This window comes from Streptomyces sp. R28 (assembly GCF_041052385.1).
Classification (GTDB): Bacteria; Actinomycetota; Actinomycetes; order Streptomycetales; family Streptomycetaceae; genus Streptomyces.
In genome coordinates this window covers 8,213,231-8,235,654 of record NZ_CP163439.1, presented here as the reverse complement: position 1 = coordinate 8,235,654, position 22,424 = coordinate 8,213,231, and the positions used below count along the sequence as shown (strand labels likewise).

Here is a 22,424-nt window from a genome sequence, read left to right as displayed (position 1 = left end):
AGCGGCCCGGTGCGCCGGGAGAGCCGGACCTGGCGGGCGCGGCCGAGCTGACCGCGAACGACCTCGGCCGGGTCGCCCTGCGCACCGCCGAGCCACTCGCGCTCGACGACTACGCGCTCTCCCGGCGCACCGGCGCGCTCCTGCTGATCGACCCCGCCGACGGTGCGACGCTGACCGCGGGAATGGTCGAGCTGTAGAAGGCCTCCCTCACGGGCAGGACGTACGCCCTCAGGTTCCGAGCGTCAGGCGGGGCTTGGGGGCGTCCGTGCGTCCGGTCTGCGGGCGGCGGCTGCCCGCCCGGTACGGGGCCGGCCACAGGACGCCCGGCCCCTCGTAGCCCTGCTCGGCCGCGGCGTGCAGAGTCCAGTGCGGGTCGTAGAGATGGGGGCGGGCGAGGGCGCACAGGTCCGTACGGCCCGCCAGGATCAGGGAGTTGACGTCGTCCCAGGAGGAGATCGCGCCGACGGCGATCACCGGGAGGCCGGTGGCGTGGCGGATCCGGTCCGCGTACGGCGTCTGGTACGACCGCCCGTACTCCGGCTGCTCGTCGGCCACGACCTGCCCGGTCGACACGTCGATCGCGTCGGCACCGTGCGCGGCGAAGGCGCGGGCGATCTCGACGGCGTCCTCGGCCGTCGTCCCGCCCTCGGCCCAGTCGGTGGCGGAGATACGGACGGTCATGGGCCGCTCCTCGGGCCATACGCCCCGTACGGCGTCGAAGACCTCCAGCGGGAAGCGCAGCCGTCTGTCGAGGGAGCCGCCGTAGGCGTCCGTGCGGCGGTTGGTCAGCGGGGAGAGGAACCCGGAGAGCAGGTAGCCGTGCGCGCAGTGCAGTTCGAGGAGGTCGAAGCCGGCCCGGGCGGCACGCCATGCGGCTGCCGTGAACTGCTCGCGGATGTCGGTGAGTTGGGCGCGGGTCAGCTCGCGCGGGGTCTGGCTGTACGGCTTGTAGGGGATCGGGGACGGGGCCACGAGGGGCCAGTTGCCGTCCTCCAGGGGCTCGTCGATGCCCTCCCACATCAGCTTGGTCGAGCCCTTGCGTCCGCTGTGGCCGAGCTGCACGCCGATCGCGGTGCCGGGTGCCCGGGTGTGCACGAACTGGACGATCCGCCGCCAGGACTCGGCCTGCTTACCGGTGTAGAGGCCGGTGCAGCCGGGGGTGATGCGTCCCTCCGGGCTGACGCACACCATCTCGGTCATCACCAGGCCGGCGCCGCCGAGGGCGCGGGCACCGAGGTGGACCAGGTGGAAGTCGCCGGGGACGCCGTCCGTGGCCGAGTACATGTCCATCGGGGACACGACGACACGGTTGCGCAGGGTCAGGCCGCGCAGCCGGAACGGCGTGAACATCGGGGGTGTGCCGGGTGGGCAGCCGAAGTCGCGCTCCACGGCCTCGGTGAAATGGGCGTCGCGCAGGCGCAGGTTGTCGTGGGTGACGCGGCGGCTGCGGGTGAGGAGGTTGAAGGCGAACTGGCGGGGCCGCTGGTCGAGGTAGAGGCCGAGGTTCTCGAACCACTGCAGGCTGGCACGGGCGGCGCGCTGCGTGGAGGCGACGACGGGCTTGCGCTCCTCCTCGTACGCGCTGAGCGCGCCGGCGATGTCCGGCTGTTCCTCCAGGCAGGCGGCGAGCGCGAGGGCGTCCTCGACGGCGAGCTTGGTGCCGGAGCCGATGGAGAAGTGGGCGGTGTGGGCGGCGTCGCCGAGCAGGACGATGTTCTCGTGCGACCAGCGCTCGTTGACGACGGTGCGGAAGGTGGTCCACGCCGACTTGTTGGACTTCAGGGGCCGGCCGCGGAGCGCTTCCGCGAAGATCTTGGCGCAGCGCTCGACGGACTCCTGCTCGTCGAGTTCCGCGAACCCGGCCGCCTGCCAGACCTCTTCCCGCATCTCGACGATCACCGTGGAGGCGTCGGCCGCGTACTGGTAGCCGTGCAGTTGCATCACGCCGTGTTCGGTCTCGGCGATCTCGAAGCGGAAGGCGTCGAAGGCGAAGTCTGCGGCCAGCCAGATGTAGCGGCAGTGGTGGGCGACCACATGGGGGCGGAACACATGGGGGTAGGCCTCGCGGGTGGTGCTGTGCACACCGTCTGCGGCGATGACCAGGTCGTATGTTTCCGCGAGCCAGGCCGGGTACGGAGCCTCGGAGCGGAAGCGGAGCTCTACGCCGAGGTCACGGCAGCGGTGGTGAAGGATCTCCAGGAGGCGTTTCCTGCCCAGGGCCGCGAAGCCGTGTCCTGATGACGTGTGGCGGGTGTTGCGGTGGACGATGTCGATGTCGTCCCATCGGGTGAAGTGCTGCTGCAGGGCCGCGTAGACCACGGGGTCGGCGTGTTCGATGCCGCCGAGGGTTTCGTCGGAGAGGACGACACCGAAGCCGAAGGTGTCGTCGGGGGCGTTGCGTTCCCAGACGGTGACCTCGCGGGTGGGGTCCAGGCGTTTGAGGAGGGCGGCGGCGTAGAGGCCCCCGGGGCCGCCGCCGATGATGGCGACTCGTAGGGGGTGGCCGGTCGTCGCGGGCGGCTGCGAGTTGTCTGTGGCTGGTCGCGCCCCCGCGGCGGTAGCCGCACATTCGATACGGCCCCGCGCCCCTGGCGGCGTTGCGGTCCCCTCGGGCGAGAGCATTCGCTACCTCCCCTGCCATTTCGGCGGGCGCTTCTCCGTGAAAGCCGCGTGGAATTCGGCGTAGTCCTCACCGTTCATCAGCAATGCCTGCGTCGAGGCGTCCATCTCCACCGCTGCCGCCAGTGGCATGTCCAGCTCGGCCGTGAGCAGGGCCTTCGTCTGGGCGTACGCCAGGGCCGGGCCGTCGGCCAGGCGGCGGGCGAGCGCCTGCGCGGCATCGTCCGCTTGGCCCTCGTCCGTCAGCTCGCTGATCAGGCCGATCCGCTCGGCCTCCGGGGCCCGTACCGGCTCGCCCAGCATGAGCAGGCGGGTCGCGTGACCGAGGCCGACGACCCTCGGCAGCAGATACGCGGCACCCATGTCACCGCCCGACAGGCCCACCCGGGTGAAGAGGAAGGCGAAACGGGCGGTGGGGTCGACGACCCGGAAGTCGGCGGCGAGTGCCAGTACCGCTCCGGCCCCGGCGGCCACCCCGTGCACCGCCGCGATCACCGGGAACGGGCACTCCCGTACGGCCCGCACGACCTGCCCGGTCATCCGGTTGAAGTCGAGGAGCTGGGCCGTGTCCATGGACAGGGTCGCGCCGATGATCTCGTCGACGTCGCCGCCGGAGCAGAAGCCGCGGCCCTCGCCGGCCAGCACCAGGGCCCGTACCGCCCTCTCCCGGGACAGCTCGGCGAGCAGATCGCGCAGGTCGGCGTAGGCGCCGAAGGTGAGCGCGTTGAGTTTCTCGGGACGGGCGAGGGTGACGGTGGCGACCCCGTCGGCGTGCTCGACCCGCAGATGCTTCCAGTCGGAGGTGCGGGCGGCGGAGCCGGTGAAGGGACTCATGACGTGCGGCCTCCTCGGGCGGACGGCGGGCACTGGCTCACTGAGCTCTACCCCTTGAGCTCTACCCCTTGAGCTCTACCCTTCGAAGCTATCACTCAACTTTGACTGTCGTCACGGTCGCGCAATAACCCGTTCGGGTGTGGACGCGGCCGGGCCTGACGGATGTGACCTGACCCCGTCACATCCGTCACGGCTCGGCGACACCCCCGTAACGGCGGGATCAGCCGTGCGAGGCCGGCCGTTCACCCGGGTAAGCCGCCCAGCAGTCGGGGCCGAAGGTCCCGAACGGTGTCCTCCGGATGCGTCTGCCGGGTGGCGCCGTACCATTCATAAGGTTGAAAGCAGGACAGCCTGCTCATGAACGGACCCACCTTGCAAGATCGCCCCGCAGCCTCCGCCTCCTGGCGCATCGCACTGCCGCACACCGTCGCGGCCGTGCCCGTCGCACGCGCACTGGTCCGCACGGCGCTGGCCGAGCTGGAGCATTCCGCCGACTGCGACACCGCGGAGCTGCTCACTGCGGAGCTGGTCGCGAACGCCGTGGAGCACACCGCGGGGAACGGCCCGATAGAGCTGGTGCTGGAGCTGCTGCCGTCCGGCTGCCAGGTCGAGGTGCACGATCCGGACCCGGCACCGCCCGGCAATCTGACCCGGCCCGCCGCCGGCGAGCCCGACCCCTGGCAGGAGCACGGCCGCGGCCTGCTGCTGATCCGCGCCCTGAGCTCGTCCTGCGGCCACCGGCCGACGGACTCAGGCAAGGCGGTGTGGTTCAGGCTGCCGGTCGTACCCGCTCAGCGCCGTCCGGCGTAAACCCGCTGAGGGGCGCGCGGAACTGCGCGATCAACCCCACACGGCCGCCAGTCGGCAGTCGGCGGCGGCAATCGGCAATCGGCAACAGACGCACAACCCCTACGGCGCGACCCCCGCCACTCAAGCCAGCGTCGCGACCAGAACCGCCTTGATCGTGTGCATCCGGTTCTCCGCCTCGTCGAAGACCACCGAGTGCTCGGACTCGAAGACCTCGTCCGTGACCTCCAGCGACTCCAGCCCGTGGCTCTCGAAGATCTCGCGCCCGACCTGCGTACCGAGGTCATGGAACGCCGGTAGGCAGTGCAGGAACTTGACGTCCGGGTTCCCGGTGGCGCGCAGCACGTCCATGGTCACGGCGTACGGAGCGAGCGCGGTGATCCGCTCGTCCCAGACCTCCTTGGGCTCCCCCATGGAGACCCAGACGTCGGTGGCGACGAAGTCGGCGCCGCGGACACCCTCGGCGACGTCCTGGGTGAGCGTGATGGTGGCGCCGCTGCCCTCCGCCAGCTTGCGGGCCCGGGCCACGACCTCGTCACCGGGCCAGTACTCCTCGGGCGCCACGATCCGTACGTCCATGCCGAGCAGGGCGCCGGTGATCAGGTAGGAGTTGCCCATGTTGAAGCGGGCGTCGCCCAGGTAGGCGAAGGTGATCTCCTTGAGGGGCTTGCCGCTGTGCTCCGTCATCGTCAGCACGTCCGCCAGCATCTGGGTGGGGTGCCAGTCGTCGGTCAGGCCGTTGTAGACGGGCACGCCTGCGTACGCGGCCAGCTCCTCCACCTTCGCCTGGCTGTCCCCGCGGTACTCGATCCCGTCGTACATCCGCCCGAGCACGCGCGCGGTGTCCTTCACGGACTCCTTGTGGCCGATCTGTGAGCCGGACGGGTCGAGGTACGTCGTCGAGGCGCCCTGGTCGGCGGCCGCGACCTCGAACGCGCAGCGCGTGCGCGTCGAGGTCTTCGCGAAGATCAGCGCGATGTTCCTGCCCCGGAGGTACTGCGTCTCGGTCCCGGCCTTCTTGGCGGCCTTCAGCTCGGCGGCCAGCTCGATCAGGCCACGGAACTCCTGCTCGGTGAAGTCGAGCTCCTTGAGGAAGTGGCGGCCGGCGAGGGCGGTCGGGACAGTCGCCATGGGGGCGCTCCAGAGGTACGAGTACAAGGACATTGGAAGTCTATACGACCTTCGGCATTTCTATACGGCTGCACGTTCGACCGGACAGCTCATGCAGCGCGGCCCGCCCCTCCCCCGCCCCAGCTCGCTGCCCGGGATCTCGATCACCTCGATGCCCTGCTTGCGCAGATGCGTGTTGGTGGTGGAGTTCCGCTCATAGGCGACGACGACGCCCGGCTCGACGGCCAGCACATTGCAGCCGTCGTCCCACTGCTCGCGCTCGGCCGCGTGGACGTCCTGGGTCGCGGTCAGGACGCGGATCTCGCTGAGGCCCAGGGCGGCGGCGATCGCGCGGTGCATGTGCTCCGGCGGATGGTCGGTGACCTTCAGCTCCTTGTCACCGGCGCCCGGTTCGATGGTGTACGACCGGAGCATGCCGAGCCCGGCGTACTGGGTGAAGACGTCGCCGTCGACCATGGTCATCACGGTGTCGAGATGCATGAGGGCACGCCGCTTGGGCATGTCGAGGGCCACGATCGTCTCGGCCGACCCGGCGGCGAACAGCTTGTGCGCGAGCATCTCGACGGCCTGGGGCGTGGTGCGCTCGCTCATCCCGATGAGGACCGCGCCGCCGCCGATCACCAGGACGTCCCCGCCCTCGATGGTGGAGGGGTAGTCGGCCTGCCCCTCGGACCAGACGTGGAACGTTTCGTCACGGAACAGCGGGTGGTGCCGGTAGATCGCCTCGAAGTGCACGGTCTCGCGCTGGCGGGCGGGCCAGCGCATGGCGTTGACGGAGACGCCGTCGTAGATCCAGGCGGAGGTGTCGCGGGTGAAGAGGTGGTTGGGGAGCGGCGCGAGGAGGAAGTCGTCGAGGTCCATGACATGGAAGCGCACGGAGATCGGCTCGGGGTGCGCCTCCAGGAACTCCCGCTTGGTCATGCCGCCGACGAGGGCCTCGGCGAGCTCTGCCGACGGCAGGCTCTCGAAGGCCGCGCGGAGGTGGTCCGTGGCCAGGACCCCGTACTCCTTCTCGTCGAAGACCCGGTCCAGGACGAGCTTCCTGGCCGCCGGGATCTCCAGGGCCTCGGTGAGCAGGTCGCCGAAGAGGTGGACGATGACGCCGCGGTCGCGCAGGACGTCGGCGAACCCGTCGTGCTCGGCGCGCGCCCGGCGCACCCACAGCACGTCGTCGAAGAGCAGCGCGTCCTTGTTGCTGGGGGTGAGCCTTTTGAGCTCGAGATCCGGCCGGTGCAGGATGACGCGGCGCAGGCGCCCGGCCTCGGAGTCGACATGGAATCCCATGTCTCCATCCTGACCATCGACGCCCGGGTTCACCCCCCGCTTGACCGTTTCTGTTTTCGTCCCCTTGACGACAAGAAGGTCTCACGGTTATCGTCTTACTGACGAAAATCGAGGGGGTCTCATGGCCGACATCACCCGGCGCCTGGGATGGCGCCATCTCCGGGGCGCTCCGACGGCGCACATTCGCCACCACCGCTCCGGCCGGCTGGTGCACGACGGCCCGGGACTGAGCTTCTGGTTCCGTTCCCTGACCGCCACGCTCTCCGAAGTACCGGTCGACGACCGGGAGTTGGCGATGACGTTCCATGCCCGTACGTCCGACTTCCAGGACGTGTCCGTACAGGCGACGGTCACCTACCGGATCAGCGACCCTGCCGTGGCGGCCGCGCGCCTGGACTTCTCCGTCGACCCGGACACGGGCGCCTGGCGGGGCACCCCGCTGGAGCAGCTCGGGGCACTCCTGACGGAGACGGCCCAGCAGCACGCGCTGGACGTGCTGGCCCGCACGCCACTGGCGGCGGCGCTGGTCGACGGCGTGACGGCGGTGCGGGAGCGGATCGCGGCGGGCCTGGCCGGGGAGCCCCGTCTCCCGGCGACCGGCATCGAGGTCGTCGCCGTACGCGTCATGGCGCTGCGCCCCGAACCCGAGGTGGAGCGGGCGCTGCGCACGCCGGCCCGCGAGCAGATCCAGCAGGAGGCGGACCGGGCGACCTACGAGCGGCGGGCGGTGGCCGTCGAGCGGGAGCGCGCGATCGCCGAGAACGAACTGGCCAGCCAGATCGAACTCGCCCGCCGCGAGGAGCAGTTGGTGGACCAGCGCGGCACGAACGCGCGGCGCGAGGCCGAGGAGCACGCCGCCGCGGACGCGGTCAGGGCCGAGGCCGAGGCGGCCCGGACCGTACGTCTCGCAGAGGCGGAGGCGGTACGGACGGTGCGCCTCGCGGAGGCGGAGGCCACGCGGTCCGTACGGCTGGCCCGGGCGGAGGCCGAGGGTGCCCGCGAGGTCGGTGCGGCGCGGGCGCAGGCGCAGGCGGCCTGGCTGCGGGTGCACGCGGAGGTGGACGTGGCGACGCTGCACGCGCTCACCGGGACGCGGCTGGCGGAGAACCTGCCGCGGATCGACAGCGTGACGGTGTCGCCGGACGTGCTGACGGGCCTGCTCGCCAGGCTCGGAGCACAGGGGCAGGCGTGAGCCTCGCGCCCCGGGTCGTCCTCGTCCATCGCACCACGGAGTACGAGGAGTTGGTGGCCCGGCACGGTACGCACGGCCAGGCCGCCTTCTTCCTCGCCTCCCGTGGCCGCGACCTGGAGGAGGTCGCCCAACGCCACCGCCGGACGCGACAGGCGCTGACGGAGGTCACCTCGGCGATTCCTCTGACCTGGCGTCAGACCCGGGTCGAGCGGGCCGACCTGGACCGCTTCCTGTTCGCCCCCGAGGACGTCGTGGTCGTGGTCGGACAGGACGGCCTGGTGGCGAACGTCGCCAAGTACCTCGCCGGACAGCCGGTGCTGGGCATCGACACCGACCCGGGCCGCAACCCGGGCGTCCTGGTGCGCCACCGCCCCGAGGACGCCGGCCCGTTGCTCGCCGCCACGCAATCCGGAAGGGGGCACTTCGACGAACTCACCATGGTCGAGGCCGTCGCCGACGACACACAGCGTCTCGTGGCCCTGAACGAGATCTACCTGGGCGCCGCCGGACACCGGACGGCCCGATACCGCCTGGGCCTGGAGGACGACGGGGGTGTCGTCGAGGCCCAGGCCTCGTCCGGGGTGATCGTCGGCACCGGGACGGGGGCGACCGGCTGGGTCCGGTCGGTGTGGCAGGAGCGGGGCAGCACTCTTGCGCTGCCCCGCCCCGCCGAGGACCGGCTGCTGTGGTTCGTACGGGAGGCCTGGCCGTCCCCGGCCACCGGTACGTCACTGGTCGCCGGGGAACTCGCGGCCGCGGCCCGTCTGCGGCTCACCGTCGAATCCGAGCGGCTCGTCGCCTTCGGGGACGGGATGGAGACGGACGCGGTCGAGCTGACCTGGGGGCAGACGATCCGGGTGGGCGTGTGCCGGGAGCGGCTGCGGCTGGTCGGCTGATCAGCGGCAGCCGCTCCCCGACGGCACCCTCACAGCCGCGGGTCCACCGGCTCCGACTCCAGCGCCAGCACCCCGAACACCGCCTCGTGCACCCGCCACAGCGGCTCGCCGTCCGCCAGCCGGTCCAGGGCCTCCAGGCCCAGCGCGTACTCGCGGATGGCGAGCGACCGCTTGTGGTTGAGGAACCGCTGCCGCAGCCGGGCCAGGTTGTCCGGGCGCGTGTACTCGGGACCGTAGATGATCCGCAGGTACTCGCGGCCCCGGCACTTGATGCCGGGCTGCACCAGCCGCCCCTGTTCGCTGCGGACGACAGCACCGAGCGGCTTGACGACCATGCCCTCGCCGCCGCGTCCGGTCATCTCCAGCCACCAGTCGACGCCGGCCCGCACCGACTCCGGGTCGCCGGTGTCGACGTACAGGCGTCGGGTCGTCTGGAGCAGCCCCGTGCTGTCGTGCTCCACCAGCCGGTCGAGGAGCGCGAGCTGCTCGTCGTGCGGGAGCGCGGCGAGGCTGCGGCCCTGGACCGCCAGGATCTGGAACGGGGCCAGGCGTACGCCGTCCAGGCCGTCCGTCGGCCAGCAGTAGCGGCGGTACGCCTCCGTGAACGCGGCGGCGTCCGAGGCCCGTTCGCGCTGGCGTGCCAGCAGGTCGGACACGTCGACACCGCGCGCCCCGGCACCCTCCAACGCGGCCAGCGCACCCGGGAACACCGCCCCGGAGGCGGCGCCGACCGCCGCGTACTGCGAGCGCAGCAGGCCCTGCGCCTTCAGCGACCACGGCATCAGCTCGGCGTCGAGCAGCAGCCAGTCGCCCGCGCCGGAGGCGCTGTCGGACGCGGCGAGGTCGTCCCAGAGGCCGGCCTCGCCGATCGCCGTCCGCAGCCGGTCGAGGATCGTCTCCGTCACCGACTCGTCGTCGAAGAACGGGCGGCCTGTGCGGGTGTAGAGCGATCCGGTCGGACCGTCCACGCCGAAGCGCTTGCGGGCCGCCTCCGCGTCCCGGCACACCAGGGCCACCGCGCGCGAACCCATGTGCTTCTCCTCGCACACGACCCGCTCGACGCCGTCCTCCTTGTACTGCGCGAAGGCCTCCGCGGGGTGTTCGAGGTAGCCCTCGATGTGACTGGTCGCCGTCGGTGCCATGGTCGGCGGGAGGTACGGCAGCAGGCGCGGGTCGACCGCGAAGCGGCTCATGACCTCCAGGGCCGCCGCCGCGTTCTCCTCACGGACGGACACCCGGCCGGCGTGCCGCGTCTCCACGACCCTGCGCCCGTGCACGTCCGCCAGGTCGAGCGGCGCCCGTCGTGCCCGCCGGGCGCCTCCGTCCGCAGCGGCTTCGTCGGCTCGTACCAGACCTGCTCGGCCGGTACGTCGACCAGTTCCCGCTCCGGCCAGCGCAGCGCGGTCAGCTTGCCGCCGAAGACGGCGCCGGTGTCCAGGCAGATGGTGTTGTTCAGCCATGTGGCTTCCGGGACCGGAGTGTGGCCGTACACCACAGCCGCGCGCCCTCGGTAGTCCTCCGCCCACGGGTAGCGCACCGGCAGGCCGAACTCGTCGGTCTCCCCGGTGGTGTCGCCGTACAGCGCGTGCGAGCGGACCCGGCCGGACGTACGGCCGTGGTACTTCTCGGGCAGACCGGCGTGGCAGACCACCAGCCGCCCCCCGTCGAGGACGTAGTGGCTGACCAGCCCGTCGATGAACTCCCGTACCTCGGCCCGGAACTCCTCGCTCTCGCCCTCCATCTGCTCGACGGTCTCGGCGAGCCCGTGTGTGTGCTGGACCTTGCGGCCCTTGAGGTAACGCCCGTACTTGTTCTCGTGGTTGCCCGGCACGCACAGCGCGTGGCCCGACTTCACCATCGACATCACGCGGCGCAGCACGCCCGGACTGTCCGGCCCGCGGTCGACGAGGTCGCCGACGAAGACGGCGGTACGGCCGTCCGGGTGCGCGCCGTCGACGTAGCCCAGCTTGCCCAGCAGCGACTCCAGCTCGAAGGCGCAGCCGTGGATGTCGCCGATGATGTCGAAGGGGCCGGTGAGGTGGGTGAGGTCGTTGAAGCGCTTCTCGGTGACGACGGTGGCGTTCTCGACGTCCGTCACGCCCCGCAGGACGTGCACCTTGCGAAAGCCCTCGCGCTCCAGGTGCCGCAGGGACCGGCGGAGTTCGCGGGTGTGCCGCTGGATGACGCGGCGCGGCATGTCGGCCCGGTCGGTGCGGGCCGCGTTGCGCTCGGCGCACACCTCCTCCGGCACGTCGAGCACGATGGCTATCGGCAGCACGTCGTACTGCCTGGCCAGCTCGATCAGCTGCCGCCGGGCGTCCTGCTGCACGCTGGTGGCGTCGACGACCGTACGGCGGCCGGCGGCCAGGCGCTTGCCCGCGATGTAGTGCAGGACGTCGAAGGCGTCCCGGGTCGCGCTCTGGTCGTTCTCGTCGTCGGACACCAGACCGCGGCAGAAGTCCGAGGAGATGACCTCGGTGGGCTTGAAGTTCCGGTGGGCGAAGGTGGACTTGCCGGAGCCGGAGGCGCCGATGAGCACGACGAGGGAGAGGTCGGTGACGGGCAGGACCCGTCCCTGGGGTGTCTGGGTGGTCTCGCTCATGCGACCTTCGCCTCCCTCTTGTTCGCGCCGTTGGCGCCGTTCGCGCCATTCACGTTGTTCTCATTGTTCGGACTGTTCGCATTGTTCGCGTCATTCTTCGTGGCGGCTGTGCCCATTTCGACTGTGTTCATCTCAAACACGGCCATCTGGGTGGGCGGCCCCACCTCCGGGTCGTCCGGCCCCACGGGCACGAACTCCACGCCGTACCCGTGCCGTTCGGCCACCGCCCGTGCCCACGCCCGGAACTCCTCGCGGGTCCACTCGAAGCGGTGGTCGCCGTGCCGGACGTGGCCGGCCGGGAGGCTCTCCCAGCGGACGTTGTACTCCACGTTCGGGGTCGTCACGAGGACGGTCCGCGGGCGGGCGGAGCCGAACACCGCGTACTCCAGCGCGGGCAGCCGCGGCAGGTCGAGGTGCTCGATGACCTCGCTGAGCACTGCGGCGTCGTAGCCCTTGAGTCGGCTGTCGGTGTAGGCGAGGGAGCTCTGGAAGAGCTTCACGCGCGAGGCCTGCCGCTCCCCCATCCGGTCCAGCTTCAGCCGCCGCCCCGCGATGGTCAGCGCCCGCATCGACACGTCCACGCCCACGATCTCGGTGAACGCCGCATCCTTGAGCAGCGCCTGCACCAACTGCCCCTGCCCGCACCCGAGATCGAGCACGCGGCCGGCGCCGGACGCCTTGAGCGCGGCGATGATCGCGTCCCGGCGCTGCACGGCGAGCGGCGTGGGCTTCTCCTCGGCCTCGCTCTCCGCCTCGACGGCGTTGTCGATGTCCTCGACCTCGCTGTCGTCGGCCTCCGCGAGCCGCACGAGCTCCAGCCGCTCCATCGCCTCCCGGGTCAGCGACCAACGGCGCGACAGATACCGGCTGGTGATCACCTTCTGCTCCGGGTGGTCCGGCAGCCAGCCCTCACCGGCCCGCAGCAGCTTGTCGACCTCGTCGGGGGCGACCCAGTAGTGCTTGGCGTCGTCGAGGACGGGGAGCAGGACGTAGAGGTGGCGCAGGGCCTCGGCGAGGGTCAGCGCCTCCGACTCCAGTACGAGCCGCACGTAGCGCGAGTCGCCCCACTGGGGGAACCGCACGTCCAGCGGCACCGGTTCGGCGGTCACCGCCCAGCCGAGCGGTTCGAAGAGCTGTCGTACGAGCCCGGGGCCGCCTCGGGCCGGCAGCGCGGGCACCTCGATGCGCAGGGGCAGGGGCTGCGCGACGCGCTCGGGCCGGGCGTTGCACACGCCCCGCATCGCGCTGGAGAAGACGGCGCTCAGCGCCACGGCCAGCAGCGAGGAGGCGGCGTACGGGCGGTCGTTGACGTACTGCGCGAGCGCCGCGTCGGGTGCTCCGCCCCGGCCCTTGCCCTTGCCGCGCCGGACCAGCGCCACCGCGTCAACCTCCAGCAGCAGCGCCGCCGTGCAGCGCTCGGCGTCCGCCTCCGGGTAGAGGACGTGGGCCTTGCCGTAGGAGGTGGAGAACGCCTGCGATTTCTCGGGGTGCTTGTGCAGCAGGTAGCCGAGATCGGTGGCCGGGCGTTCCGGCGTGCCGGTGGTACTGATCGTCAGGAACACGGTGGTTGCCTCGAATGCGGTCTGAACTGCGGACACCACAACGTACAGCCCGCAGTCCGGCCGTACGCAGGCATTTTCCACTGCACCCCGCCGCCGCGAGCTGTGCGGAAATAGACAACTGCTGTGCAGTGCGACGCCTGCACTCCGGTGCAGCGGCATCCGCACGGCGTACGGCTGTATTTGATGCCTTCGCTGGACAGGCACCGGACCGCACTCCCGGGCGGACATCGGCCACCGGCACGAGCGTGAACTGTCCGCCCTGCACCCATGCGGCGCCGACGCCACGGCCTTCGTTTCGGTGTTCCACATTCAGCAGCAAGCGAGAAAACACCGCTGAAGCCCCCCCTCTCCCCCCTCCGGGTTTCTTGCACCTTGTGAAACGCGGTAACTAGACGATCAACCCATCCTTCCGCTGAGGTCGACCCGTCTCCTTGACAACGCCTCACCCAATGCAGGAACTCCGGAATTCCGGGGGGGGAAGCCGTATGCGGCCGGATCTGTACAGCGTGGCCTACGACAGCTGCGACTGGACCTGGGAGGAGATCAGCTCCAGGTGGTCCAGGTCGGCCAGGTCGAGGACCTGCAGGTAGATCCGCCGCGACCCGATCTCCTGGTACCGGCCGATCTTCTCGACGACCTCGTCCGGGGAGCCGGCGAGCCCGTTGAGCTTCAGCTCGTCCACCTCACGTCCGATCGCGGCGGCACGACGGGCGACCTCCTGGTCGTCCTTGCCGACGCACACGACAAGGGCGTTGGAGTAGACGAGCTCGTCCCCCGTGCGACCGGCCTCCGCGGCGGCGGCCCGCACGCGCCCGAACTGCCGCTCGCTGTCCTCGATCGAGGCGAACGGCATGTTGAACTCGTCGGCGTACTTGGCGGCCAGTCGCGGAGTACGGGTGGTGCCGTGCCCGCCGATCAGCACCGGGACCCTGCCCTGGGCGGGCTTGGGCAGGGCAGGCGAGTCACTGAGGTCGTAGTACTTCCCGTGGAAGTCGAAGGTCTCACCGGTCTCGGTCGCCCACAGCCCCGTGACGATGGCGAGCTGCTCCTCCAGCCGCCCGAACTTCTCCTTCGGGAACGGGATGCCGTACGCCTGGTGCTCCTCCTCGAACCACCCTGCCCCCAGGCCGAGTTCGACCCGGCCGCCGGACATCTGGTCGACCTGGGCGACCTGGATGGCGAGCACGCCGGGCAGCCGGAAGGTGCCGGCGGTCATGAGGGTCCCGAGGCGAATCCGCTTGGTCTCCCGCGCGAGGCCGGCGAGCGTGATCCAGGCGTCGGTGGGGCCGGGAAGGCCGTCCCCGGAACCCATCTTCAGATAGTGGTCCGACCGGAAGAAGGCATCGAAGCCGAGGTCCTCGGTGGCCTTCGCCACGGTGAGGAGGGTGTCGTACGTGGCGCCCTGCTGGGGCTCGGTGAAGATGCGAAGATCCATACCTCCATCCTGCACGCCCGGGCACCTGTCGACCGAACCGGTCCCCCTGCCCTGCGCATCCCCGGTCGGGTGAATTCCGTCCCCGGCGTTGCCGCCCCTCGCCCGGGCCAGTGACCGCCCCCGACGATGATCGTTGGCTCGATCGGAGCCGGACCGCCCGGCCCCTGCCCCGGACGTCGACCGCCGGGGCGTCACCGTGTCGGCCCACTTCCATTTGAGGGCCGGAGGCCGAGGAGGCCGTCATGTCCGAGAACTTCCCGCCCCAACAGGGCGGCGGCACCGGCCAGCCGAGAGGACTCCTACAGCAGATGGAGGAGCTGATGGCGGCCCTGAACGCGGACCTGTCGGCCCTCGACGCGGACCTGCAGTCGTCCGGGGGCCCCGGACGCGGGCAGCTGCAGGACGGGGAGACCGGCTGACGGCCCGTCTGCTTGCTGCTGGGCGGGGGGTGGGTCGCGCGGGGTGACTGCGTCGGCCGGGCCGAGTCACAGGTACCGCCCGCCTGCTGATCCGCCCGGCGTGCGGGCTGGGCTGGGGGTGGGGCGCACAGCCCGGCGCTGACGGGGTGCCGCCCGCGCCCACCCGTGCCGCCCCAGCGGCACGACTGCCCGCGGGTCGGGCGAACAGGCTGGATCAGGCCGACCGGCATCGCGGAGCAGGGACGACCGCGGGAATGGGCCAGTGGCCCCACGGAGCCGCAGTCGCGTACGGCGGGCAGGGGACGTGCCGGGGGCGTCCGCCCGCAGGGGCCGGTGGCCGATGGCCGGCGTCAACGCACGGCACCTTCTGAGTGACCGAGCCGCCGGCCGAGGACGGACACCCCCGGCACGACCCCGACCCACCCACCCACCGAACCGCAGGCGCTACACGCACCCCACCCCACCCCACCCCACCCCACCCGCACAGGCCGCCGCAGGCGTCCACGCCCACCCACACCCACCCCACCCCACCCGCACAGGCGCCGCAGGCACCCCCCGCCCAACCGCCGGACGCTACCCCGCCTCCCTCTCCGGTAACACCTGATCCCGATCCGCCAGTCTTCGCAGCATCTCCAGCACCCGGTCCCGAGACTCGTCCGCCGCGTCGATCGCCTCCATGCACTGCCAGTACGTCGCCTCGTCATCCGCGGAACTGGCCATACCGACGAGCGCGATCCCGACCTCCCCCAAGAGACTTCCCAGATGCATCAACGCCTGCCGCGCATCGCCCAGCTCCGTGAGCTGGGCCGCGCGTAAGGCCCCGTCCGCCAGTTCCGGCGCCTGAAGGACCCCGCAGCCACGCCCCGCCAGCTCCGTCAGCCCCAGCGCCTCGCCTCGTAGTTCAGGTGGCCCGAACACCGCGAGCCGACTCCCTATCGCCTGAGCCAGGGCCTGTGCCTGCCACACCTCGGTCATGATCTCCGGCGCGGCCCTGCTCCCCGCCAGCGCCCGCCTGCTCGTCACGATCAGCCGCACCGCGTCCATCCGCAGTCCCCGTCTGTCCCGACGCGCTGCCCACGCGTCCGCCTGAACTCCCTTATCCACTACCCAGAGTGAAGGCCCTTGAGGCGAAAAGCCAGAGGAAGACGGAAATCTGCGGACAACTTTTCGGCTACAGGCCGCCCAATGAACACAGAGAGTAAAAACGGACGGCGTCCTTCCCTACGGCGCCGGAAACCTCCGCTCGTTCCGGTCGATCTTCGCGTCCAACGCCGCCAACGGATCGATCCCGAGCACCTCGCACAGCTGCAACAGATACGCCAGCACATCCGCGACCTCATCGGTCACCCGCGCCGAGCTGGCCGGGTCGTCCATGACCCGCGCCGACTCCTCCGGCGTCAACCACTGGAAGATCTCCACGAGTTCGGACGCCTCGACGCTGAGCGCGGCGACGAGGTTCTTCGGCGTGTGATACGGCTGCCAGTTGCGCGCGGCGGCGAACTCGGCCAGCCTGCGCTGCAACTTGGCCACATCAAGAGGTTCGTTCACGGCTCCAGGTGTACCACCGTGACGCCATCCACCTCCGCCACGCCCGCCGCACCCGCACCCGCACCCGCACCCGCACCCGCACGCTCCGGGCCCGCCGTCCCTAGAACCCCCGCCACGTCGCTCACCGCCCCGACCACCCGAATATGCCCCCGCTCACACATCCGCGCCGCCAGCCGCACCAACTCCCCGCGCTGCACCGGATCCAGCCCCCGGTCGAGTCCGTCCGCAAGCACGGTCAGCGTCTGCATCGCCGCGGGCACCTCACCGACCGAGTCGACCTCCAGCACCCCGGGCCCGGTCAACAGCACCAACGACAGCGCGAGATAGCGCAGCTCACCATCGCCGAGCCGCCCGAGGTCCGTCCGCACCCCGTCCCCCCGGTCGAGCACCCCCCGCACCGTCCCGCCCCCCAGCACCTCGGCGACCACATCCGTCACCGCCCCGGCGCACCCCGCCCCCACCGCGGCCACGAACTGCGCATGCCGCCGCCCGCACTCGGCGCGGGTCCGCCACAGCACATCGGCGAGGTTGTCGCAGCCCCCGAGCAGCCGGCCGGAACCGATCGGCGCGGGAGTCCGCATCCGATCGGGCCGGGGATCGCAGGCGAAGACCGACCGCAACGCCACCACCATCTGCTCCGCGGCGGCGAGCACCCGCCGCTGTCCGTCCGTCTTGCCAGCCACCCGCAGCGGCAGCAGAGCGGTACCGAGCCGGTCGTCGGGCAACGGCGCCCGTGTCACCGGCGACTGACCGGCCGTATGCCAGGCGGCCTGGACGTAGGGCCGGCTCGGATCACGCAGGGCCGTCTCCAGCAGGACCACACCGGCCGTGCTCAACCGCTCCCCCACGATGCGCAGTTCCGGCTCGGCCTGCACGGCGACATCGAGCCGGACCGGCCCCTCGGGACCGTCGGCCGTGCAGCCGATACGGAAACCGCGTCGCCGTTGGGCATCGGGCCGGGCCCGCTCGGGCACGCAGGCCACCGGATCGGCGAACACCTCACCGACCCCGGCACCCCCACCGAGCCGTGCCAGCGCCTCGTACGCCCGCAGCGCGGTCGTCTTCCCGCACCCGCTCGGCCCGGCGAAGAGCGTGAACGCCCCGAGCGCGAGCGCGGCCCGCCGGTGCCCGGCGAAGGCGGACAGCCGCAGCTCGGTGACGCGAGGCCGGGCGGTATGCGCCTCGCCCACGGACTGCACGGAAGGCGGCAGGGAAGCGACACCTGTCACGGACGACTCAGACGACATGACCATGTCCGGACCGTAGGACCCCTGCCGTCAGGCGAACCGTTCCACCCCCGCACGCTTCCTACGATCGAGGGACCGCCCCCCTGCCCCCTCACCAGCCAGAAACCGCAGCCCCCCTCACGTGCCGGGAACTCCCGCGCCCTCCATCAAGCCGCTCACCTCGGTCCCCGGCGGCGTCAGCAGGAACACATTCCGGTCCACCCGGTGCATCCCGCTCGCCAGCCCGAAGACGACGCCCGTGCTGAAGTCGAGGACCCGCTTGGCGACCTCGGTCTCCGCCCCTGTCAGATCCAGCAGCACCGGAATCCCCGCCATCAGCGTCTCGGCGACGTCGCGGGCGTCCGCGAACACGTTGACCCTCAGGACGACGAACCGGCGACGCGGCTCCGTCACCGCCTCCGGGGACACTCGATGGTCCACCGCGGACGGCCAGGCGTCTCGGCCGCGCAACGGCACGACCTGGGCGAGCCCCTCCCACTGTTCATCGGTGACGTCGTGGCTGTTCACCGGCTCCCCCCGCCTTGACTCGCCTTCAATGCCTGCACCAGCCAATTCTTACGCCAAGTCACCCGTTCGGCCCAACAGCGACACGATGCGCGACCGCATCGCGCCGCCCCGCACCCTCACATAGCCCTCACATCGGGCCATCGGCGACTGTGTGGCCGACGTAACTCCTCATGATCAAGGGATGTGACATCGACGTAACGGGCAATTCGTACGCTTCATGCACCACCCCGACCGCCGGAGAAGGGCAGCGTGTGACCGAGACCACCTCCACGACTCAGGTCCGGACGGTCTGCACGTACTGCGGGGTCGGCTGCGGGATCCTGCTGGACGTCGGGATGGGGCCGGACGGGCGGCGTACGGTCCTGAAGGCCTCCGGCGACAAGGCGCACCCGGCGAACGCCGGCCGGCTGTGCACCAAGGGCGCGACCACGGCCGAGATGCTCGCCGCGCCCGGGCGGCTCACGAACGCGCTGGTCAGGGACGACCGGGGTGAGGAGCCGGTGCCCTCCCCCACGGCCGACGCGATCGCCGAGACGGCGCGGCGGCTGCGCGCGATCGTCGACGAGCACGGGCCGGACGCGGTCGCCTTCTACGTGTCCGGGCAGATGAGCCTGGAGGCCCAGTACCTGGCGAACAAGCTGGCCAAGGGGTTCGTACGGACGAACCAGATCGAGTCGAACTCGCGGCTCTGCATGGCCAGCGCGGGCATGGGATACAAGCTGTCCCTGGGCGCCGACGGGCCGCCCGGGTCGTACGAGGACTTCGAGAGGGCGGACGTCTTCCTGGTCATCGGTTCGAACATGGCCGACTGCCACCCCATCCTCTTCCTGCGGATGATGGAGCGGGTCAAGGCGGGCGCGAAACTCATCGTGGTCGATCCCCGACGCACCGCCACCGCCGCCAAGGCCGACCTGTTCCTCCAGGTCAAGCCGGGCACGGACCTCGCCCTGCTCAACGGCCTGCTGCACCTGCTGGTCGAGAACGGTCACACCGACCCCGACTTCATCGCCGCCCACACCGAGGGCTGGGAGGCGATGCCCGCCTTCCTCGCCGACTACGCGCCGGGCGCCGTCGCCGAGATCACCGGACTCGCCGAGGACGACCTGCGCACCGCCGCCCGGCTGATCGGTGAGGCCGGCGAGTGGATGAGCTGCTGGACGATGGGGCTGAACCAGTCCACGCACGGCACTTGGAACACGAACGCCCTGGTCAACCTGCATCTGGCCACCGGGGCCATCTGCCGCCCGGGCTCCGGGCCCTTCTCGCTCACCGGGCAGCCCAACGCCATGGGCGGGCGCGAGATGGGGTACATGGGGCCGGGGCTGCCGGGGCAGCGGTCCGTCCTCGTGGATGCCGAGCGGGCTTTCGTCGAGGAGCTGTGGGAGCTGCCGCCGGGCAGTCTGCGCGCCGACGGGGTGGGCAAGGGCACCGTCGAGATGTTCCAGAAGATGGCCGACGGGGAGATCAAGGCCTGCTGGATCATCTGCACCAACCCCGTCGCCTCGGTCGCCAATCGCCGTACCGTCATCGAGGGGCTGGAGGCCGCCGAGTTCGTCGTCACGCAGGACGTCTTCGGTGAGACCGAGACCAACGCGTACGCCGATGTCGTGCTGCCCGGCGCCATGTGGACCGAGGGCGAGGGCGTCTTCGTCAACAGTGAGCGCAATCTGACGCTGACCCGGTCGGCGGCCGACCCGCCCGGGGAGGCGATGGCGGACTGGCGGATCATCGCATCCGTCGCGCGGGCGATGGGGTACGAGAAGGGGTTCTCGTACGACAGTGCCGAGGACGTCTTCGAGGAGATACGGCGGGCCTGGAACCCGGTGACCGGCTGGGATGTGCGCGGGGTGACGTACGAGCGGCTGCGCACCACGCCCGTGCAGTGGCCGGCCGCCGACGTGGACGGGCCGGAGCGCAACCCGATCCGGTACGTCGACGCGGACGGCGAGCTGCGGTTCCCGACCGCGAGCGGGCGGGGTGTCTTCCACGCGCGGCCGCACATGCCGGCCGCCGAGATGCCGGACGACGACTACCCCTTCGTGCTGAACACGGGGCGGGTGCAGCACCAGTGGCACACGCTGACCAAGACCGGAAGGGTCGCCAAGCTCAACAAGCTCAACTCAGGGCCGTTCGTCGAGGTGCACCCGCAGGACGCGCGAGCGCTGGAGGTCGCCGACGGGGACCGGGTGGAGGTCGCCTCGCGGCGGGGGCGGGCGGTGCTGCCGGCGGTGGTGACCGATCGGGTGCGGCCCGGGGGCTGTTTCGCTCCGTTCCACTGGAACGACCTGTTCGGGGAGTATCTGAGCGTCAACGCGGTGACGAGCGACGCGGTGGATCCGATCTCCTTCCAGCCCGAGTTCAAGGTGTGCGCCGTGTCGCTGGCCAAGGTCAACGAGCCGGCCCTGCCTCCGGCCGCGGTGCCGGCCTCGATGCGGCCCGCCGAGGTCATCGTCCCGACCTCCGTCACCCCGGGCGCCGACCCGTTCGGGCTCGACCCCACCCCGCCGCCCGTCCTGACCGCCCAGGAACGCCTCTATCTGACCGGCTTCCTCGCCGGCATCGAGACCGGCGCGCCCGGCGTCCCCGTCCTGCCGCCGGACGCACCCTTCAGCCCCGAGCACGCGATGTGGGTCAACGGCGTTCTCGCCGGCATGTACTCACGGTCGGCGGCCGAGCCCCCCGTCGTGCGGCAGCCCGGCCGCGAGGTCGTCGTGCTGTGGGCCTCGCAGACCGGGAACGCCGAGGAGTTCGCCGGATCCGTGGCCGAACGGCTCTCCGCAGACGGGCACCGGGCGACCCTCGTCGGCATGGACGACACCGACCCGGGCACGCTGCCGTCCGGAGCCGACCTGCTGCTGATCACCAGCACGTTCGGCGACGGCGACGCGCCCGACAACGGGTCGGGCTTCTGGGACACGCTGGCCGAGGAGGGGGCTCCACGGCTGGACGGAGTGCGGTACGCCGTGCTCGCCTTCGGCGACTCCTCGTACGACGACTTCTGCGGGCACGGGCGGCGGCTCGACGCGCGGCTGGACGAGCTGGGCGCGGTGCGCCTGGCCCCTCGTACGGATTGCGAACCGGACTACGAGCCGTCCGCCGGTGCGTGGCTCGACCACGTCCTCACAGCACTGGGTGGCACGGACGTACCCACGGTCGAGAAGCCGCAAGCCCCGAAGGCCCCGAAGGCCAGTGCCAAGCCCGCCCCCGCCGGCGCCCGCCTCGTCGGCAACCGGCTGCTCAGCCTGCCAGGCGCGGGCAAGGAGGTGCGGCGCTTCACCTTCGACACGAGCGGGACCTCGCTGACGTACGAGGCGGGCGACGCGCTCGGCGTCCGTCCGGTCAACTCGACCGCGCTGGTGGAGGAGTGGCTCGCGGTGACGGGCGTCGACGGCTCAACCGCCGTGCAGCTGGACGGCGTCGGCGAGGTCTCCTTCGCCGAGGCACTGCACCGGCATCTCGACATCACGAAGATCACCTCCGACCTGCTCCGCTTCGTCGCCGAACGCGTCCGTGACGACCGGGAGTTGCGTCGGCTGCTGCGGCCGGACAACAAGGACCGTCTGGCGCAGTGGAGTTGGGGGCGGCAGGCGGTGGACGTCATCGCCGAACACCCCGTGCGGGCGGGCGCCGCGGAGTGGGCCGGGGTGCTCAGGAAGCTCCAGCCGCGTCTGTACTCCATATCGTCCAGCCCGCTCGTCGACCCGCACAGCGTCTCGCTCACGGTCTCCGTCGTGCGGTACGAGAACCTGCACGGCCGGCCGCGCGGCGGGGTCTGCTCGCCCTTCCTCGCCGACGCCGAGCCGGACACCGAGGTGCCGGTCTTCGTGCAGCGTTCCCCGCACTTCCGGCCGCCCGCGGACGCCGCCACGCCGATGGTCATGGTCGGCCCCGGTACGGGTGTCGCGCCCTTCGTCGGCTTCCTGCAGGAGCGGCACGCGCTCGGGCACAAGGCGCCCAACTGGCTGTTCTTCGGGGAGCAGCACCGGGCCAGCGACTTCTACTACGAGGACGAGCTGACGGCGCTGCTCGACGGGGGCGCCCTCGCCCGGCTCGACACCGCCTTCTCGCGCGACCAGCGCAACAAGGTGTACGTCCAGGACCGGATGCGTGAACACGGCCCGGAGCTGTGGCGCTGGCTCCAGGACGGCGCCCACTTCTACGTCTGCGGCGACGCCTCGCGCATGGCCAAGGACGTGGACCAGGCGCTCAGGGACATCGCGGTCGCGCACGGCGGGCTGACGGAGGCCGAGGCGTCGGCGTACGTGAAGCAGCTGGCGGCGGCCAAGCGGTACGTCCGGGACGTCTACTGACCTTCGCCGGGGCGGCCCCAGCGGGCCCCGG

General features: G+C 71.3%; 15 protein-coding genes and 1 pseudogene. 5 read left to right on the top strand and 11 right to left on the bottom strand.

Annotation, left to right across the window (positions count from 1 at the left end; all coding sequences use genetic code 11):
• Positions 1–228: 228 nt before the first annotated feature.
• Both AB5J49_RS36080 and AB5J49_RS36075 read right to left on the bottom strand, forming a co-directional pair.
• A complete protein-coding gene (locus tag AB5J49_RS36080; protein ID WP_369173042.1) occupies positions 229–2,622 on the bottom strand; it encodes a bifunctional salicylyl-CoA 5-hydroxylase/oxidoreductase in 2,394 nt (797 codons plus the stop codon).
• Between the two features lie 3 nt (positions 2,623–2,625).
• Positions 2,626–3,453: an enoyl-CoA hydratase family protein gene (locus AB5J49_RS36075; RefSeq protein WP_369173041.1), complete on the bottom strand. Its 828-nt coding sequence runs from the start codon at positions 3,451–3,453 to the stop codon at positions 2,626–2,628.
• Between the two features lie 357 nt (positions 3,454–3,810).
• Between AB5J49_RS36075 and AB5J49_RS36070 the strand changes: the two genes are divergently transcribed.
• The gene (locus tag AB5J49_RS36070) at positions 3,811–4,263 is read left to right on the top strand and encodes an ATP-binding protein (RefSeq protein WP_369173040.1); all 453 of its coding nucleotides are present in this window, start codon (positions 3,811–3,813) and stop codon (positions 4,261–4,263) included.
• Between the two features lie 120 nt (positions 4,264–4,383).
• Here the strand turns inward: AB5J49_RS36070 and argF are convergent, their stop codons facing one another.
• Together argF and AB5J49_RS36060 are read right to left on the bottom strand one after the other, a co-directional pair.
• Positions 4,384–5,391 carry an ornithine carbamoyltransferase gene (gene argF, locus AB5J49_RS36065; protein ID WP_369173039.1) on the bottom strand — a complete coding sequence of 336 codons (1,008 nt, stop codon included), beginning with the start codon at positions 5,389–5,391 and terminating at the stop codon, positions 4,384–4,386.
• A gap of 60 nt (positions 5,392–5,451) precedes the next feature.
• The gene (locus AB5J49_RS36060) at positions 5,452–6,675 is read right to left on the bottom strand and encodes an arginine deiminase (protein WP_369173038.1); all 1,224 of its coding nucleotides are present in this window, start codon (positions 6,673–6,675) and stop codon (positions 5,452–5,454) included.
• Between the two features lie 121 nt (positions 6,676–6,796).
• On the opposite strand from AB5J49_RS36060, the gene AB5J49_RS36055 reads away from it, so the two are divergent.
• Together AB5J49_RS36055 and AB5J49_RS36050 are read left to right on the top strand one after the other, a co-directional pair.
• Complete coding sequence (locus AB5J49_RS36055) at positions 6,797–7,867, top strand: SPFH domain-containing protein (RefSeq protein WP_369173037.1); 1,071 nt, start codon at positions 6,797–6,799, stop codon at positions 7,865–7,867.
• The gene (locus AB5J49_RS36050) at positions 7,864–8,763 is read left to right on the top strand and encodes a hypothetical protein (RefSeq protein ID WP_369173036.1); all 900 of its coding nucleotides are present in this window, start codon (positions 7,864–7,866) and stop codon (positions 8,761–8,763) included. The genes AB5J49_RS36055 and AB5J49_RS36050 overlap by 4 nt, the downstream gene beginning before the upstream one ends.
• A gap of 29 nt (positions 8,764–8,792) precedes the next feature.
• On the opposite strand, the pseudogene AB5J49_RS36045 reads toward AB5J49_RS36050, so the two are convergent.
• The 3 genes and pseudogenes from AB5J49_RS36045 to AB5J49_RS36035 all read right to left on the bottom strand — a co-directional run bounded on the left by AB5J49_RS36045 (position 8,793) and on the right by AB5J49_RS36035 (position 14,362).
• Positions 8,793–11,365, bottom strand: a pseudogene (locus AB5J49_RS36045) (polynucleotide kinase-phosphatase).
• Complete coding sequence (locus AB5J49_RS36040; RefSeq protein WP_369175370.1) at positions 11,362–12,927, bottom strand: 3' terminal RNA ribose 2'-O-methyltransferase Hen1; 1,566 nt, start codon at positions 12,925–12,927, stop codon at positions 11,362–11,364. Before AB5J49_RS36040 ends, AB5J49_RS36045 begins: the two are co-directional and overlap by 4 nt.
• A 511-nt stretch (positions 12,928–13,438) precedes the next feature.
• Positions 13,439–14,362, bottom strand: coding sequence for an LLM class F420-dependent oxidoreductase (locus tag AB5J49_RS36035; RefSeq protein ID WP_369173035.1), 924 nt, complete (start codon positions 14,360–14,362; stop codon positions 13,439–13,441).
• A 242-nt stretch (positions 14,363–14,604) separates the two neighbouring features.
• On the opposite strand from AB5J49_RS36035, the gene AB5J49_RS36030 reads away from it, so the two are divergent.
• Complete coding sequence (locus AB5J49_RS36030) at positions 14,605–14,781, top strand: hypothetical protein (RefSeq protein ID WP_369173034.1); 177 nt, start codon at positions 14,605–14,607, stop codon at positions 14,779–14,781.
• Between the two features lie 573 nt (positions 14,782–15,354).
• Here the strand turns inward: AB5J49_RS36030 and AB5J49_RS36025 are convergent.
• From AB5J49_RS36025 to AB5J49_RS36010, 4 genes are all read right to left on the bottom strand, one after another.
• A complete protein-coding gene (locus AB5J49_RS36025; protein ID WP_369173033.1) occupies positions 15,355–15,825 on the bottom strand; it encodes a DUF6099 family protein in 471 nt (156 codons plus the stop codon).
• Positions 15,826–16,002: 177 nt separating this feature from the next.
• Entirely contained in the window at positions 16,003–16,329 is a 327-nt protein-coding gene (locus AB5J49_RS36020) for a nucleotide pyrophosphohydrolase (protein ID WP_369173032.1), read from the bottom strand.
• Complete coding sequence (locus tag AB5J49_RS36015; protein WP_369173031.1) at positions 16,326–17,582, bottom strand: ATP-binding protein; 1,257 nt, start codon at positions 17,580–17,582, stop codon at positions 16,326–16,328. The genes AB5J49_RS36020 and AB5J49_RS36015 overlap by 4 nt, the downstream gene beginning before the upstream one ends.
• Before the next feature lie 111 nt (positions 17,583–17,693).
• On the bottom strand, positions 17,694–18,083 hold the full coding sequence (locus AB5J49_RS36010; protein ID WP_369173030.1) for a cell division protein SepF: 390 nt from the start codon (positions 18,081–18,083) through the stop codon (positions 17,694–17,696).
• A 251-nt stretch (positions 18,084–18,334) separates the two neighbouring features.
• On the opposite strand from AB5J49_RS36010, the gene AB5J49_RS36005 reads away from it, so the two are divergent.
• A complete protein-coding gene (locus tag AB5J49_RS36005; protein WP_369173029.1) occupies positions 18,335–22,393 on the top strand; it encodes a molybdopterin-dependent oxidoreductase in 4,059 nt (1,352 codons plus the stop codon).
• Positions 22,394–22,424 lie beyond the last annotated feature (31 nt).

Coding starts and splice junctions, on each gene's coding strand:
- AB5J49_RS36080 (WP_369173042.1), bottom strand. CDS start 2,622: ATGCTCTCGCCCGAGGGGACCGCAACGCCGCCAGGGGCGCGGGGCCGT.
- AB5J49_RS36075 (WP_369173041.1), bottom strand. CDS start 3,453: ATGAGTCCCTTCACCGGCTCCGCCGCCCGCACCTCCGACTGGAAGCAT.
- AB5J49_RS36070 (WP_369173040.1), top strand. CDS start 3,811: ATGAACGGACCCACCTTGCAAGATCGCCCCGCAGCCTCCGCCTCCTGG.
- argF (WP_369173039.1), bottom strand. CDS start 5,391: ATGGCGACTGTCCCGACCGCCCTCGCCGGCCGCCACTTCCTCAAGGAG.
- AB5J49_RS36060 (WP_369173038.1), bottom strand. CDS start 6,675: ATGGGATTCCATGTCGACTCCGAGGCCGGGCGCCTGCGCCGCGTCATC.
- AB5J49_RS36055 (WP_369173037.1), top strand. CDS start 6,797: ATGGCCGACATCACCCGGCGCCTGGGATGGCGCCATCTCCGGGGCGCT.
- AB5J49_RS36035 (WP_369173035.1), bottom strand. CDS start 14,362: ATGGATCTTCGCATCTTCACCGAGCCCCAGCAGGGCGCCACGTACGAC.
- AB5J49_RS36030 (WP_369173034.1), top strand. CDS start 14,605: ATGTCCGAGAACTTCCCGCCCCAACAGGGCGGCGGCACCGGCCAGCCG.
- AB5J49_RS36025 (WP_369173033.1), bottom strand. CDS start 15,825: ATGGACGCGGTGCGGCTGATCGTGACGAGCAGGCGGGCGCTGGCGGGG.
- AB5J49_RS36015 (WP_369173031.1), bottom strand. CDS start 17,582: ATGGTCATGTCGTCTGAGTCGTCCGTGACAGGTGTCGCTTCCCTGCCG.